This is a genomic window from Paenibacillus sp. FSL H8-0259 (assembly GCF_037963255.1).
Lineage (GTDB): Bacteria > Bacillota > Bacilli > Paenibacillales > Paenibacillaceae > Paenibacillus_AQ > Paenibacillus_AQ phytohabitans.
In genome coordinates this window covers 5,383,761-5,399,681 of record NZ_CP150147.1, presented here as the reverse complement: position 1 = coordinate 5,399,681, position 15,921 = coordinate 5,383,761, and the positions used below count along the sequence as shown (strand labels likewise).

Below are 15,921 nucleotides of genomic sequence, written 5' to 3'. Positions count from 1 at the left end.
TTATGGCGGCAGAGCGGCAGGTCTACTCCATTAAGGAACTTAACAAGTATATCCGCATGAAGCTGGATTCGGATGCGGTGCTCTCCGATGTATGGATCCGCGGTGAAATATCGAATTTCACCCACCACGGAAGCGGGCATATGTATTTCACGCTGAAGGATGAGAGCAGCCGGATCAAGGCGATCATGTTTGCTTCACATAACTCGCGGCTGCCTTTTGTACCGAAGGAAGGGACCAAGGTCATTGCCAGAGGCAACGTGACGGTCTATGAACGGGACGGGCAGTATCAATTCTACGCCACCCACATGCAGCCGGACGGAATCGGCAGCCTGTATCTGGCTTACGAACAGCTGAAGAGCAAGCTGGAGCAGGAGGGGCTGTTCGCAGCGGCGCGCAAGCGTCCGCTGCCGCGGTTCCCACGCGTGATCGGTGTAGTTACCTCGCCGACAGGAGCGGCAGTGCGGGATATTATCATCACCCTGCAGCGCCGTTATCCGCAGGTGGCGGTGGTGCTCTATCCTGTGCTTGTACAGGGTAAAGGCGCCGGCCCTTCCATTGTGAAGGCCATCGAGAACCTGAACGCCATGGGCGAGGCTGATGTGCTGATTGTAGGGCGCGGCGGCGGCTCCCTGGAGGAGCTCTGGGCCTTCAATGAAGAGGCCGTCGCCCGGGCGATTGCGGCCTCCAGAATTCCGGTCATCTCGGCCGTCGGCCACGAGACCGACTTCACGATCGCCGACTTCGCCGCCGATCTCCGTGCGGCAACCCCTACGGCGGCAGCGGAGCTTGCCGTGCCGAGCGCAGCCGAGCTCGCCGGGCAGCTGCGCACCGCCCAGCAGCGGCTGCGCCAAGGGCTGCTGCGCCGCTCCCAGCGCAGCGGCGAGCGCCTCGCGGCGCTGCAGCGCTCGCTGGTGCTGGCCGGCCCGCGCCGGCAGCTGGCCCAGCACGCGCAGCGGCTGGACATGCTGCGCGCGGCCCTGGTCCGCGCAGCCGAGGCAAGGCACAGCCGCGCGCAGGGGCGCAGCGCGCTGCTGCATCAGAGCCTGCAGCGCTTCCATCCGCAAGGCAGCATCAGCGCTGCCCGCCGGCGCACGGATAGCCTTACCCGTGAGCTGACGGGGGCGATGCAGGCGCGCTTCCAGGATAAGCGCGCGCGCTATGTGGCTGAGCTGCGCCATCTGGATGCGCTCAGCCCGCTCAAGGTGATGTCACGGGGCTACAGCCTCGTGTACGACGAGAACGAAGAGCATTTAATCAAATCGCTGAAGGAAGTTGAAGTAGGCGATAAGGTGAACATAAAGCTTAATGACGGACAGCTAAACTGCCAGGTATGGGGAATGAAGGAGGATGTTGAAACGAATGGCAAAAGAAGCGGAACTGGATTTTGAGGGAGCCATGGAGCGCCTGGAGGGAATCGTACGCGAGCTTGAGCATGGCGACGTTCCCCTGGAGAAGGCGATTGATTTATTCCAGCAGGGAATGAAGCTGTCGCAGCTCTGCGGCAGCAAGCTGGAGCAGGTAGAGCGCAAGATCGAGATGATTACGGTAGAGGATGGCGAGCTGCGCAAGAAGCCATTCGGAGCCCGGCTGGAAGGCGATGGCGATGAGTCGTTCTGAGCTGGAACCGGGCAGCAGCGAAGCGGAAGCGCACGGACGCGAACCGCTTGAACAGTACATTGCAGAGGTGGGCCACTGGGTCGCTGATGCACTGACGGCAACCCTGCCTGCGCAGTGGACTGTGCCTCAGGTGCTCAGGGAGGCGATGGACTACTCGCTGCAGGCTGGAGGCAAACGCCTGCGCCCGCTGCTGGTCATCGCCGCCTGTGAGGCCCTGGGCGGCAGCCGTGAGGCTGCGTTGCCCGTAGCGGCAGCGATTGAAATGGTGCATACCTATTCATTGATTCATGATGATCTGCCGGCCATGGATAATGACGACTACCGGCGCGGCAAGCTCACGAACCACAAGGTCTTCGGGGAAGCTGCGGCGATCCTGGCCGGGGATGCACTGCTGACGCATGCATTCTATAGTGTGGTACAAGCTTCACGCAAATTTGGCGTTCCGGCGGAGAATGTGCTGTCCATCGTTGAGGATCTGGCCGAAATGGCCGGGCCGCGCGGAATGGTCGGCGGGCAGGTTGCCGATATGGAAGGCGAGCAGGGCTTAACCGATCTGCATCAGCTTCAGTATATCCATCTTCATAAGACAGGCGATCTGATGATCTTCTCGCTGCTGGCGGGAGGCAGAATCGCCGGTGCGGATGAGCGTCAGCTGGAGGCGCTGCGCCAGTTCGGTACGCAGATTGGCCTGGCTTTTCAGATTCAGGATGATATCCTTGATCTGGTCGGCGATGAGAGCAAGCTGGGCAAAAAAACCGGCAGTGATATCAAGCAGCAAAAGGTGACCTATCCCTACTTCATCGGCCTGGAAGCCTCGCGTGAAGAGGTGAAGCGGCTGACCGCTGAAGCGCACAGCGCGGTCCTTGAGGGCGGATTTCAGGATCATACCCGGCTGCTTGAAATTGCAGATTATTTGATGTCACGCGATCATTAGGTACATTTCGGAAACGGCTGTGTTTCGACAGCCGTTTCGTTTGTGTTATAATGGGGTTTATATTTTACAACATCTAGGAAAGCGGGGAATACTCGTGCTGCTTCCACAAATAAATGATCCTCAGCAACTTAAATCTTTGTCAGTCGAGGAGCTGGCAGCCCTTGCGGAAGAAATCCGCCGGTTTTTAATAGACAAACTTACAGTTACCGGAGGGCATCTCGGATCCAACCTGGGGGTAGTGGAGCTCACGCTGGCCCTGCATTACTGCTATGACAGTCCCCGGGACAAGATGATATATGACGTCGGTCATCAGGCGTATGTACACAAGATACTGACTGGCCGCCAAGACCGGTTTGATACACTGCGCAAGCAGGGCGGCTTATGCGGCTTTGTGAAGCGTTCGGAGAGCGAGCATGATGTCTGGGAAGCCGGACACAGCAGTACCTCTTTGTCTGCCGCAATGGGTATGGCTATGGCCCGGGATTTGAAGGGCGAGGACAATAGGGTCATCGCTGTGATCGGGGACGGTGCGCTTACCGGGGGGATGGCCTTTGAGGCGCTGAACCATATTGGACATGAACGCCGCAAGCTGATGGTTATCCTCAATGACAATGAGATGTCTATTGCACCGAATGTAGGAGCCATGCATAATTATTTGAGCAAAATCCGCTCGGACCGCCATTATCTGCGTGCGAAGGATGAAGTGGAAGGCCTGCTCAAGAAAATCCCGGCGATTGGCGGGCGGCTGGCCAAGACGGCGCAGAATGTGAAGGACGGCCTGAAGAACATGCTCGTTCCCGGTGTTCTGTTCGAAGAGCTCGGATTCACGTATCTGGGACCCGTGGATGGTCATGATCTGGAGAAAATGATTGACACCTTCCATCAGGCAGATAATGTGTCTGGTCCTGTGCTGGTACATGTGCTGACGACGAAGGGCAAAGGCTACAAGCCGGCCGAAACGGACTTCTATAAATCACATGCGATCTCACCCTACAAAATTGAATCCGGCCAGTCCCTTAAGGCTGTGAAGGCTGTCAGCCACCCGATGTATACCGAGGTATTCGGGGAGACGCTGATTGAACTGGGCCGTCAGGATTCAAGACTGATTGCGGTCACACCGGCAATGCCGGGCGGCTCGGGCCTGTTCCCGTTCGCCAAGGAATTCCCGGACCGGATGATCGATGTCGGTATCGCTGAGCAGCATGCGGCAACGCTGTGCGCCGCTCTGGCCATGGAGGGGATGAAGCCGGTCTATGCCGTCTACTCCACTTTTATGCAGCGTGCCTATGACCAGATTGTCCATGATATCTGCAGACATAACGCCAATGTAATGTTTGCCATCGACCGTGCCGGTTTTGTCGGAGCGGACGGGGAGACCCATCAAGGGGTATATGATATAGCGTTCATGCGGCACATCCCGAATATAGTGCTTATGATGCCTAAGGATGAGAATGAGCTGCGCCATATGATGAAGACGGCACTGGAATACAATGACGGACCAATCGCTTACCGTTATCCGCGGATTGAGGGCACCGGGGCGGCTGTAGATGCCGAACTGCGTTGTCTGCCTATCGGCTCCTGGGAGCGTCTGCGTCCGGGGGATGATTACGCAGTGCTGGCCTGCGGCCCGATGGTTCAGTTAGCCGAGGAGGCAGCTGAGCTGCTGAAGCGTGAAGGCATTCAGGTTAGCGTAGTGAACGCCCGATTCCTGAAGCCGCTGGATAATACCATGCTGCTTGAACTGGCTCATGCCGGAACCAGCATGGTTGTGCTTGAAGAAGCCAGCCAGGCTGGCAGTCTTGGCAGTGCTGTGCTCGAATTCTATGCGGAACATGAGATTTATGATGCACGTGTCCACTTGATGGGCGTGCCGGATATCTTCGTTGAGCATGGTTCGATCAAGGAGCAGCGCCAGGAAACCGGCCTCACCGTTGAAGCCTTGTGTACGCGGATCAAGGCGATGAAGGCGCTAAGCACTTATACTTACAAGTCGACTTCCAATTCCTGAGTACAGGGTGGAAGCCGGACCCAAGTGACCAGGAGATGAACATGGAACACCCTAAAGAACGTATAGATGTACTGTTAGTAGAGCAAGGCTTCTACGACAGCCGTGAGAAGGCCAAGGCAGCAATCATGGCGGGTCTTGTGCTGGCGAATGAAGAACGGATTGAGAAGCCGGGAATGAAGGTGCTGCGCAGCTCTGTCTTAAGAGTCAAAGGAGCTGTGCATCCCTACGTCAGCCGGGGCGGCCTGAAGCTGGAGAAGGCACTGCGGCAGTTCGGCATTGACCTGAACGGGAGGAATATGCTGGATATCGGCTCCTCTACAGGAGGCTTCACCGATTGTGCGCTCCAGAACGGGGCAGCACATGTGTATGCTATTGATGTCGGCCATAACCAGCTGGACTGGAGCCTGCGCAACGACGAGCGGGTAACCGTAATGGAGCAGACCAACTTCCGCTACATGACCCCGCCTGACCTGAAGGGGCCGGTACCTGATTTTGCCAGTATTGATGTGTCCTTTATTTCACTGAAGATTATTCTGCCGCCGCTGATGGCGCTCCTGAACCGCCCGGCCGATATCGCTGCGCTGATCAAGCCGCAGTTCGAGGCTGGACGGGAAAAGGTGGGCAAATCCGGTGTAGTCCGCGAATCCGCCGTTCACAAAGAGGTGCTTGTTAATGTGATGTCTATGGCGGCCGGGCTGGGCTATAAGCTGGAAGGGCTGACCTTCTCTCCAATTACGGGAGGGGAAGGAAATATTGAATTCCTGGCTCACTGGAAGCTGCTGCCTGAAGCAGTAGATAACTCTCCGGATGAACAGCACGAACAGCAGCTTTTACCGGCTGAAGCACAGCCGAATCCTTTCGCCGCGCTTGCCGAATCCGTAATTAAGGAAGCGAATGCAACCTTTAGCGCTACGAACAATGGAAACTCATCTAAACGATGAGTTTCTTTTGCTGCAAAAATAAAGAATTAAATCATCTGCCGTTTTCTGCCTGCAATATACATGCTTCAAGCGGTGTTATACGTTATAATTAATGAACTTGAGCAGGCAACGCTTCATCTGCAGTCAGCTTCAACCTTTTGCTGCCGGATCAGGCTCTGTTATTCCCCTCAAGCAGGATTTCGCCTGCCTTCACGCGAATAGATTCACCGAGGTGATGGGAGTGGCGAGCTCTGACAAGGCCGTTGTAGCACTCATTGGACTGGCAGCGGCAATCTTTATCGTTTACCGGATCTACATCTGGCTCCAAGGTTCCCCAAGATCGTTCATGAAGGACCGGGTGCCGATCAATACCATTATTCAGCCTCATCCGTCCATCGGATTATTAGAGGATGCCGGTTACGAGGTCATTGGCGGCAAGCTGAAGATTCCTTTGTCCTTTCAAGTGAACGGGGCACCAATGTACAGCAGGCTGTTCATTGATTATGTGGCCAGCAAAGATGAGGAGCATTTCTATCTGGTTATTCTGTCCCGGCCGCGCAAAGGGCTTGAGTACACCGGCAGCGGACTTCGCGACACTCTGCTTCCTTATCTGCTAATTTATCCGGATTGCAGCGGTGTGCTGTACGTGGATACGGTGAATTCAGCAATTCATGTGATTAAGTTAGGCAAAGACGATGGTGAATCCAATTGAGATCAACTTATAAATACGGGAGGCAACAATGAAGGGACACAGGCACATCAAAATAAGAGAAATTATTACGCAGAGGGAGATCGAGACCCAGGATGATCTGGTGGAGGCTCTGCGTGAATCCGGATTTCAGGTTACCCAGGCTACAGTATCCCGTGATATCAAGGAACTGCTGCTGATTAAGGTGCCGATGGATGACGGGCGCTACAAATACTCCCTGCCGACTGACCAGCGCTATAATCCGACCCAGAAGCTCAAGCGGGTGCTGGTGGATAATTTTGTGCAGATCGATTTCTCCGCCAACCTTGTGGTTATGAAATGTCTTCCGGGAACAGCCAATTCTGTGGCTGCACTGATTGATAATATTGACTGGCCGCAAATTATGGGCACCATCTCGGGCGATGACACTATTCTGATTATCTGCCGCCAGCCTGAGGACAGCAAAGGCGTTATTGCACAAATTATGGGCTACATCTCGTAACTTCATCACACTTTTACACTTAAATAAGGGATCATCTTTTCGGAGGTGCTGTATTCGTGTTAGACACGTTATCAATCCGCAATCTGGCCGTCGTTGAGGCGGTGGATGTGCATTTTTATCCCGGCTTTCATGTTCTTACAGGGGAGACGGGGGCAGGGAAATCGATTATTATCGATGCGCTTGCACTCATTGCCGGGGGCCGCGGTTCTGCGGACTCTATCCGGTATGGGTGTGAAAAGGCAGAAATGGAAGCGCTTTTCAGCTTGCCGGGAACCCATCCGGTCTGGGATACGCTGGAACGGCTTGGCATTGGAGCAGAACGCGAAGAGCACCTGGTGATCCGCCGGGAGATTACCTCTCAAGGCAAAAGCACTTCACGGGTGAACGGCCAGATGGTCAATCTCAGCATGCTGCGGGAAATCGGTGAACAGCTGGTGAATATCCACGGGCAGCATGAGCATCAGAACCTGCTGAAGGCTGAACGTCATCTGGGGCTGCTGGATACTTACGGCGAAGCTGTGATTGGCCCGCTCAAAGCTGACTACCAGGAGAAATATACGGCCTTCGCCAAAGTGGAAAAAGAACTCCGGGAACTTCAGGAATCCAGTCAAAAAGCGTATCAAATGCTTGATTTGTACCGTTTTCAGCTGGAGGAAATTTCTGCTGCAGGATTAAAACCGGGAGAAGATGAATTACTTAACGAAGAAAGGGTCAAACTATCCCACAGTGAGAAAATGATGGATTCAGTATCCGGCGCATACGAGCTGCTGTATGACAGGCAAGGGCTGGAATCCATCGGGAGTGTCATCTCCAAGCTGGAGGATGCGATCCGTTATGACGAGAAGGGCCTGAGGGCTGTGTTCGAGCAGCTGCAGTCGTCGTATTACCAGCTGGAGGATGCGGCTTTCCAGTTGCGTGACTACCGCGAAGAGATCGAGTTCAATCCGGCGAGGCTGGAGGAAATTGAGAACCGTCTGGATCTGATCACAGGGCTGCGGCGCAAATACGGGGATAGTGTAGAGCAGATTCTGGCGTATTATGAGCAGATTCACCGGGAGACCGATCTTCTGGAGAATAAGGACGAATACATTGAGAAATTGACGGCCAAACGCGATGGCCTGCTCGGCACTTTAATGAAAGCCGCCGGCGCGCTCAGCACGGCACGCCGCCAGTGTGCCACGGATCTCGCTTCCCAAGTGGAAGGTGAGCTGAAGGATCTGCAGATGGAGCGGACTTCGCTTCAGGTCAAAATGGATACGCTCGAAGACCCGCGCGGTATTGAGTATCAGGACCGGCGTTACCGTCTGACCCGGCAGGGGATCGACAGCGCAGAGTTCATGATCTCCCCGAACCCGGGCGAGCCGCTGCGGCCGCTGGGCAAAATCGCCTCCGGCGGTGAGCTGTCCCGCATCATGCTGGCGATGAAGAGCATTTTTGCCCGGCATGACGCCATTCCTGTCCTGATCTTCGATGAAGTGGATACCGGTGTCAGCGGGCGCGCGGCACAATCCATTGCGGATAAATTATACAAGCTGTCCTCCACCTGTCAGGTGTTCTCCATTACTCACTTGCCGCAGGTGGCCTGTATGGCGGATCATCAATATCTGATTGTCAAAAAAGTCGAAGACGGACGCACGATGACCGAAGTGGACTCCCTCTCGGCGGAAGGCCGGGTGCTGGAGCTGGCCCGTATGCTGGGTGGTGTGGAAATTACCGAAAAAACATTGCATCACGCACAGGAAATGCTCGGTTTGGCTGAGGCCAGCAAAGCTGCTGCTGGGTAAGCGGGACAATGATTGACAGTAATAAAAGCCTGGGGGCAAGGTTATCTTATAGGTACGCAATTGGCGACCACCTTTTTCGTCAAGCGAAAGAAGCAAAAGGGAGCGTGACAGCCATTGAAGCCGAACCTCAGGAAGTTAATGCCCGGCCTTTTATTTGCCTTCTTTCTCAGCTTATCAGGCATAACGGGACCTCAACAGAGCTTTGCAGCACCGCTGGAACATCAGCCGCATAAAGCGGTTCAGGGGAATGACAACGAGCTTAGAGTCATCCCGGGAGGTCAGACGATTGGCGTGAAAGTGAAGTCAGCAGGGGTTCTGGTTGTGGGCCATCATCTGATTGAAGTATCGGAGCAGTCCAAGATTTCACCCGGCGAGAACAGCGGACTGATGCCTGGTGATCTGATGACCTCCATTAATGGGGTCAAGCTGGACGAGGTATCGAAGGTAGCAAAGCTTGTGGAACGTGCCGGCAAAAGCAATGATTCCTTAAGTATTGTGTACAAACGCAGCGGCAAAGAGCACAAAGCTCAGCTAAAACCCGCGTATGACCGCAATGACAAGGTATGGAGACTGGGGCTCTACATTCGCGATTCCGCGGCAGGTGTGGGTACCCTGACTTTCTATGCTCCAAAACAAGGCGTATACGGTGCTCTGGGGCATGTCATTACCGACATGAACACCGGCACGCCGATTGTTGTCGGCAGTGGCCATATCGTGCAGTCCAGTGTCACCTCCATTTCCAAAAGCCAGGATGGCGATCCTGGGGAGAAACGGGCTCATTTTCTGAAGGAAAGCCAGGTTCTCGGTAATGTGGAGAGCAATACGGATTTCGGAATTTTCGGCAAAATGACCCGCAATCCGGAGCACAGCCTGTACCAGGAACCGATACCCGTTGCAATGAGCGCTGAAGTGAAGGAAGGCCCGGCACAGATTCTTACAGTAGTCGATGGTCAGCAGGTGGAGCGTTTCAATGTGGAGATCATTCATGTGGCCCGCCAGCAGACTCCGGCGACCAAAGGCATGGTCCTGCGCATCACCGATTCCCGTCTGATTGATAAGACCGGCGGGATTGTTCAGGGGATGAGCGGCAGCCCGATTGTCCAGAATGGCCGGCTGATCGGTGCAGTTACCCACGTATTCGTCAATGATCCCAAGTCGGGTTACGGCTGCTTCATCGAATGGATGCTTCGTGACTCCGGTGTGGTGCAACAAGAGAATTTGCTTCCCTACAATCTTAAGGCGGTTTAGCCTTAAGATTTTTTTGTCGAAGGCCAGCGATAAACCTCGAATCGTGAAACAAAATATTTAATTATAAATCAACGCCGAAAAAAAATAAAGAAAAATAATTTTCGACAGAAGGATATTCAATCTTCATGTCGAAAACTTAAGGGAGAGAAGATAATAAGGAGGAAGCAGCCAGTGCAGAATATTGAAGTGTTGTTGGCCGATGATAACAGGGAGTTCACTAACTTGCTTGCCGAGTACATTACCGAACAGGAAGATATGACCGTGACAGGCATTGCCTATAATGGTGAAGAAGTGCTTCAAATGCTGAGCGGAGCACGCAAAGTTCCCGATGTCCTTATTCTTGATATCATCATGCCGCATCTGGACGGCCTTGGCGTTCTGGAACGCCTGCGCGATATGGATCTGAACCCCCAGCCGAAGATCATCATGCTGACCGCTTTCGGCCAGGAGAACATCACCCAAAGAGCTGTTCAGCTAGGCGCATCTTATTATATTTTGAAGCCGTTCGATATGGAGGTTCTGGCGAACCGCGTGCGTCAGCTTGTGGGCGCCCAAGGCAGCATGAGCACTTCTGCCAGCATGTCCGGCTTTTCAAGTTCCAGATCTTCCAGTAATGTGGTACCTTTGTCCAAAGGAAAAAATCTGGATGCCAATATTACATCGATCATTCATGAAATCGGCGTACCTGCGCATATTAAAGGTTATCAGTACCTGCGTGAAGCCATCACCATGGTCTACAACAATATCGAGATTCTGGGTGCCATAACCAAGACACTCTACCCTGCCATTGCCGAGAAATTCAAGACAACGCCTTCACGCGTGGAGCGTGCCATCCGCCATGCGATCGAAGTCGCCTGGACCCGCGGCAACATCGACAGCATCAGCCATCTGTTCGGCTATACCATTAATATCTCCAAATCCAAGCCAACTAACTCGGAATTTATTGCCATGGTAGCCGACAAGCTGCGGATTGAGCATAAGGTTTCTTGAAGGGGTAAGGATCAGGATACGTGAAAGGGTTAACGGGGAACCGATGAGTCAATCAGTTTCTGCAGAGAATATGTACAAAACACTCCTTCATGGGTATGCAAATCCCTTGAGGGAGTTTTTTTGGAGCAATGATATAAAATAAAATGATGGATATGGAAAATAAAGGTGTAATTATATAGTATTCTTAAATTAAAGGAGACTATTATGAAAACATTAAGATTATTCATGTGTATAACAGTTCTTTCAATGGTATTTGGTGTAACAAGTACATTTGCTTCAAGAGAACATCCGGGCATTTATATTAATAATGATAAATTAGATATTTATGCTAATGTATCATCTCTGGGCACGACACTGGTCCCTATGCGGCCGATCTTTGAGAAATATGGAATGAGCATTGAATGGGATAATGTTACGAAAACAGTAACTGCAACGAAAGAGGGGACGGTCATTAAATTAACACATAATTCTCATGATGGAGTTATTAATGGAGAAAAGGTTGCTTTAACTCAGGTTCCGACCTTAGAACCGAGCAACAATATATTTTACGTTAATCTGAGGTTTGTCTCTGAAGCATTAGGGGCAGCGGTTCAATGGAATAAAACAAACGATGATGCCTCAATCTACATTAGCTTTCCTGAATAATCGTTTAAATTAAAAAAAGGTGATCCCCAACCCAACCGGTCCGGAATCACCTTTTGTCTGTTTTTTTAGTGGATCGACTGGTTAGACAAGCCGTTCAGGTAAGCATCTGCTTCTTCATAGGTCGGGTAGTGAACAGCGAATTTACCGAACAAGCGCTTCATTTGCATTTTCCATACCGGGGAATCTGCAACGTAGACCCAGCCGCCGACACCTGCGGCAATTGCCAGGTCGCCCGTCGGAGCAAGCAAAGCTGCTACTTCCGGAGACAGTACAGTCGGGGATCCCGTTACATCGGTTACGCCGGTGAATCCCGGTTTCAGTTTCTTCAGAGCATTCTCGAAATCAGCTATGTATGCAGGCACGTCACCTTCGGTGAGGCCATAGGCTCTAACAATCACCTGATTTTTTGCTACATTTACTTCCATGGTGTAAGACATGATAATTCCCCCAGTAGTGATTTTGATTTTACATTAGTCTTTATCGGATAATAATGCGGGGTATTTGAGAGAATAAGGAAATCAAAACAGATCAGTTCACAGTTATGGGAATTACCTCCATTTAGAGCGGATTTAGCCTTAGGTTTAGCTGCTCTGAGTGCTAATAATGGAGTTTTTATTGATTCTGCCTAAAGAATTTACACAAACAATTGTTATAATGAAACACAAATTGTTATCTTGTGTTATGATATAGGTAGAGGTGGCTCCTATGAACGATTTCGATAACTATCCCGATGAGCTGGGGAATTTCATCCGGCACTTCCGCAAAGCTCGAGGTTTGACCTTACGAGGGCTTGAAGAGAAGAGCGGCATCAGCTATTCACAGCTTAGCAAGATTGAACGGGGAGAGAGTATTCCGCTTAAAGATAACCTGGACAAGATCATTGAGGCGCTCGGGGGGGATCTTAAGAACCGGATGTATCATTTGGCGGACTACATGCCTGACATTGAATACATTAAGACTCTCAAGCAGGGCTACAAGCTGCCGCAGCATAATCAGTCCCAGGATTACATCTATGAAACGGCGTTTAACAAGCTGAAGGAGTTCCGGGCTAAGGAAGACAAAGAAACGTCATATGTTTCGTTTGATTCTGACGAAGTTATCGTTTATGAAACGGAATATGGGGCAGGAATGGTAATAGAGAAGATCGAGAAATATAACCTGACCGATGTCCTGAACGATAAATTCGAGGGAAGTCTGGACAGCCTCCGCAAACAGCCCCGCAAAGGGCGTCAGGCCTATTTGTTCGGAGAATGGCTGCGCGAATGCATCTATGAGCTGAAGGAAGAAGAGCAGGACCAGGTTATCCAGTCATTGAAGGAATTCACCCAGTTCAAAGTTCAGCAGATCAAGGGCGTGTATAAGTGAAGAAGGGCTTAGCTCAGCTTGTTGTCAAAAATGAATAATGTTGCCCTTTCTTGCAGCCATCTATTCATCTTGATCCATAAACAACTACAAATGGTTAGACAGAAAAGGGGATACGAATCATGAGAATCAATATGAAGTTTACCAGCAAAGGTAAAGCTGCAATCGAGAATTTCAATAACGATGAGCTGTTGGAGATCTTTGCAAGATACATCAAAACACTTACTAAGAAATACGATATTGAAGTGGATGTGCCTCTTGAAGTGAATCAGAATATCGTAGGCGACGGTACGATCATTGCCCTGGCGCAGAATGTGAAATGCGATGTGGATACGTTCTTCAAAGAGCTGGGCCGCGATATCAAGGTTCCGCTGAAGAAGAGACTCGGCGGCAAGCTGGAAAATGTCTTCAAAACAGAATTCATCGAGTAGATCCTTGCGTACCAACATAAAAACCATCCCCGCACGTATGTGGAGGATGGCTTTTTTGCGTCTGTGTATGCTGGTCAGGATAGCCTTTCAGCCCTCGCAGCTGAGGGTTACTCTACAGAAGCAGACAGCAGGCTGGAGATTACTTTGGCGGCTTCAGCGCGGGTGGCAGTAGCCTTAGGGGCGAAGCTGCCGTCTGTGCGTCCGGCGATAATCTTCTTATCGACAGCAACGGCTACAGCGGATGCTGCCCAAGCGCTGATGGAAGCCGAATCGCTGAAGCTGACTGCTGTGGAGGCAGTCAATATTTTACCGGCACGAAGATCCAGCCCCTGCTTCACCATAACCGCCATCTGTTCACGGGTGATGGAAGCATTAGGTGCGAAGGTGTCGGCGGTTACACCGCTAACCAGCTTGTTCTCATGAGCTGCTGCAACAGCACCTGCATACCAGGCGGATGCGGGTACATCTTTGAAGACTGGAGATACATTGACTTGCAGCTTCAAAGCTTTGGTCAGCAAGCTGGCGAATTCGGCGCGGGTTACCAGACCGTTCGGATCAAAAGTATCGGCTGTTTTGCCGGAAATGATCTTATCTGCTGTGAGGCTATTGATGTAACCAGCCGCCCAGTGTGACACGGGAACATCCTTGAATACTGCAACGGCAGGCTGTTCCGTAACCGGATCGGCAGCCGGCAGGGAAGGCGCTACAGCTTTACTCACGTCAAGAGTGAAGACGCCGAAGCCTTTTTCATCCACTTGACCTGTATAAGCAATGTTGTCAGTCGTTTTGGCATAGGTCTCTGCTTTGGGAGATGAGGTGAAGGTGACCTTCACATTCCCGGAGATTGGTGCAATCGACCAGTTGTTATCGGCGGACGGATTAATGGTTTTGCTGGCCGTGATATAATCCATCAGGATCTGGCGGTTCTCATCCGGTGAGTCGATGATGTATTTGCTGGCTTTGACACCAGGGAAGTTACCGCCGCCGCTTGCGCGGTAGTTATTGGTTGCCATGATGAAATCCTGATTCGGATCAATCGCTTTGCCGTTATACTGCAGATTGATAATCCGGCTGGAGGAGGCGTCATTCACGGTACCATCCGGTTTGTACTTGGCTGGTTTGGTAACATCGACCTGATAAGTTACACCATCAATTACGTCGAAGTTATAGACGGCGAAGGAGGAATTAAGCAGCTCCTGTGCTTCTGTTGCGGACGGGTTAATCTGATTGAATTTGCCCGCAGACATTTCCAGCCATTCCTTGACCACAGACCCCTTCACGAGAATCGCCTTCAGCGTATTGTCGTACAGGTACAGGTCGCCTGCGCTCTTAATGGCCAGTGGTCCCTGAGCAATATCAGTATATTCTTCCGGGCCGTTACGTCCGGCTTTAAATGGAGCACCGACGGACAGAACCGGGATACCTGCATATTGCGGAAGATTAGCTTTAATGTAATTTTCTACATACTGCTTCTGTGCAGTGGTAACGATCTGTACGGATGGATCATCCTGAACCAGTCCGAAGTAGCTGTAGATCGGTGCGGTCGTTGTGCCAATTGGACTGTTCGCATAGGCAATTGTTGCTTCATGATCGGCCTGCACGGCATCCACAATGGCCTGATCCACGTCTACCGTAGATTTTTTGGCAACAGCATCATAGATTGCCTTGGTGGAGGATTGCGATGAAGCGACCTTCCACTTGCCATCTGTTTTTTCCAGAGTCAGATCGATGAGGCCCAGATTACTGCCGCCGTAGCCGGCCTGTACTGCAGGGACACCGTTGATGGTTCCTTTGGCATTGTCGACACCAGGCAATACTTTGCCGGATGCATCCTTGAAGAGGACATCCAGCGACTTCTCATCTGCAGCAGGGAATACTTTATGCGTATGAGAGAAGGTAATCGCATCAATACCGGCAACCTTACTCAGCGGGAAAATAGCATCCTCTGCCTTCACGTAAGCTTCGGCACTGCCGTTAAACCCGGAATGGGTCATGGCGATAATCAGATCTGCACCGGCTGCGCGCATCTGTGGAATGAATTTCTCAGCTGTAGCTACGATATCCTTGGTAATGACTTTGCCTTCCAGATTGCTCTTGTCCCATTCGGTAATCTGCGGAGTGACAAGGCCGAGTACACCAATCTTCAGCGTCTGCATATTGCCGGCTTCATCCTTATAGGATTTGGTAATGATCTGATAAGGGCTGTATTTGTTAACATCGTTGTCCGGATTGCTGTCTTTGTCATCTACATATACATTGGCGTTAATATAAGGGAAATTGGCGCCTTTGATCGCCTGATCCAGATAATCCAGACCATAGTTGAATTCATGATTGCCGAAGGTGGCTACATCGTACCCCATCAGGTTCATTGCTTTGTACACAGGATGAATCTCGGTGCCCTTTATCGGGTTCACCAGCGCTTTGTATGTGCCAAGAGGTGTCCCCTGGATCAGGTCTCCGTTGTCTACCAGCAGCGTATTGCCAATCTCTTGGCGGGCTGCCTTCACAAGATTAGCTGTGCGGGCCAGTCCGACGGTCAGCGACGTAGCACTCTTATAATAGTCATACGGGAGCAGGTTGGTGTGGATGTCTGTAGTCTCCATGATGCGCAGCTTCATTGTGGAGTCAGCCGGCGCAGCTGCCGCGAACATTCCACTGAATGGCAATACAGTCATAGAAATTACGAGTGAAGATAGAACAGTTTTGTGCAATAAGTGCTGGAAATTATGCCTCATGCAATCTTTCATCCCTTCTATTGTCAAGTTAGGTAACAAACACAAAGAATATTATAT

At 51.6% G+C, this 15,921-nt stretch carries 15 protein-coding genes; 13 read left to right on the top strand and 2 right to left on the bottom strand.

The genetic code is table 11. From position 1 onward, the window contains the following. Positions 1 to 2 precede the first annotated feature (2 nt). The 11 genes from xseA (at position 3) to NSU01_RS23400 (ending at position 11,336) form a co-directional block, all read left to right on the top strand. Positions 3 to 1,388, top strand: coding sequence for an exodeoxyribonuclease VII large subunit (xseA, locus tag NSU01_RS23450; RefSeq protein ID WP_076245595.1), 1,386 nt, complete (start codon positions 3 to 5; stop codon positions 1,386 to 1,388). Continuing rightward, complete coding sequence (gene xseB, locus NSU01_RS23445; protein WP_039300434.1) at positions 1,360 to 1,617, top strand: exodeoxyribonuclease VII small subunit; 258 nt, start codon at positions 1,360 to 1,362, stop codon at positions 1,615 to 1,617. Before xseA ends, xseB begins: the two co-directional genes overlap by 29 nt. Then, a complete protein-coding gene (locus NSU01_RS23440) occupies positions 1,604 to 2,551 on the top strand; it encodes a polyprenyl synthetase family protein (RefSeq protein ID WP_076245592.1) in 948 nt (315 codons plus the stop codon). The genes xseB and NSU01_RS23440 overlap by 14 nt, the downstream gene beginning before the upstream one ends. Before the next feature lie 94 nt (positions 2,552 to 2,645). After that, the gene (gene dxs, locus NSU01_RS23435; RefSeq protein WP_042138729.1) at positions 2,646 to 4,559 is read left to right on the top strand and encodes a 1-deoxy-D-xylulose-5-phosphate synthase; all 1,914 of its coding nucleotides are present in this window, start codon (positions 2,646 to 2,648) and stop codon (positions 4,557 to 4,559) included. 41 nt (positions 4,560 to 4,600) lie between these two features. Continuing rightward, positions 4,601 to 5,500 (top strand): TlyA family RNA methyltransferase, encoded by a 900-nt coding sequence (locus NSU01_RS23430; protein WP_076245589.1) that lies wholly within the window; start codon positions 4,601 to 4,603, stop codon positions 5,498 to 5,500. 220 nt (positions 5,501 to 5,720) lie between these two features. Next, complete coding sequence (locus NSU01_RS23425; protein WP_144026125.1) at positions 5,721 to 6,191, top strand: hypothetical protein; 471 nt, start codon at positions 5,721 to 5,723, stop codon at positions 6,189 to 6,191. A 28-nt stretch (positions 6,192 to 6,219) separates the two neighbouring features. Then, positions 6,220 to 6,669: a transcriptional regulator ArgR gene (argR, locus tag NSU01_RS23420; RefSeq protein WP_039300423.1), complete on the top strand. Its 450-nt coding sequence runs from the start codon at positions 6,220 to 6,222 to the stop codon at positions 6,667 to 6,669. A 56-nt stretch (positions 6,670 to 6,725) separates the two neighbouring features. Further along, positions 6,726 to 8,453 carry a DNA repair protein RecN gene (recN, locus tag NSU01_RS23415; RefSeq protein ID WP_042138727.1) on the top strand — a complete coding sequence of 576 codons (1,728 nt, stop codon included), beginning with the start codon at positions 6,726 to 6,728 and terminating at the stop codon, positions 8,451 to 8,453. Between the two features lie 114 nt (positions 8,454 to 8,567). Beyond that, positions 8,568 to 9,701: a SpoIVB peptidase gene (gene spoIVB, locus NSU01_RS23410; RefSeq protein WP_042138726.1), complete on the top strand. Its 1,134-nt coding sequence runs from the start codon at positions 8,568 to 8,570 to the stop codon at positions 9,699 to 9,701. Between the two features lie 171 nt (positions 9,702 to 9,872). Then, positions 9,873 to 10,691, top strand: a complete 819-nt coding sequence (gene spo0A, locus NSU01_RS23405) for a sporulation transcription factor Spo0A (protein ID WP_076245586.1) — start codon at positions 9,873 to 9,875, stop codon at positions 10,689 to 10,691. 204 nt (positions 10,692 to 10,895) lie between these two features. Next, positions 10,896 to 11,336: a copper amine oxidase N-terminal domain-containing protein gene (locus NSU01_RS23400; protein WP_076245583.1), complete on the top strand. Its 441-nt coding sequence runs from the start codon at positions 10,896 to 10,898 to the stop codon at positions 11,334 to 11,336. A gap of 65 nt (positions 11,337 to 11,401) precedes the next feature. Here the strand turns inward: NSU01_RS23400 and NSU01_RS23395 are convergent, their stop codons facing one another. After that, a complete protein-coding gene (locus NSU01_RS23395; protein ID WP_042138717.1) occupies positions 11,402 to 11,773 on the bottom strand; it encodes a hypothetical protein in 372 nt (123 codons plus the stop codon). A gap of 268 nt (positions 11,774 to 12,041) precedes the next feature. On the opposite strand from NSU01_RS23395, the gene NSU01_RS23390 reads away from it, so the two are divergent. Continuing rightward, complete coding sequence (locus tag NSU01_RS23390) at positions 12,042 to 12,701, top strand: helix-turn-helix transcriptional regulator (RefSeq protein ID WP_039300411.1); 660 nt, start codon at positions 12,042 to 12,044, stop codon at positions 12,699 to 12,701. A gap of 119 nt (positions 12,702 to 12,820) precedes the next feature. After that, the gene (locus tag NSU01_RS23385; protein ID WP_039300408.1) at positions 12,821 to 13,129 is read left to right on the top strand and encodes a hypothetical protein; all 309 of its coding nucleotides are present in this window, start codon (positions 12,821 to 12,823) and stop codon (positions 13,127 to 13,129) included. A gap of 107 nt (positions 13,130 to 13,236) precedes the next feature. On the opposite strand, the gene NSU01_RS23380 is transcribed toward NSU01_RS23385, so the two are convergent. Continuing rightward, complete coding sequence (locus tag NSU01_RS23380; protein ID WP_076245581.1) at positions 13,237 to 15,864, bottom strand: bifunctional 2',3'-cyclic-nucleotide 2'-phosphodiesterase/3'-nucleotidase; 2,628 nt, start codon at positions 15,862 to 15,864, stop codon at positions 13,237 to 13,239. Positions 15,865 to 15,921: the final 57 nt, after the last annotated feature.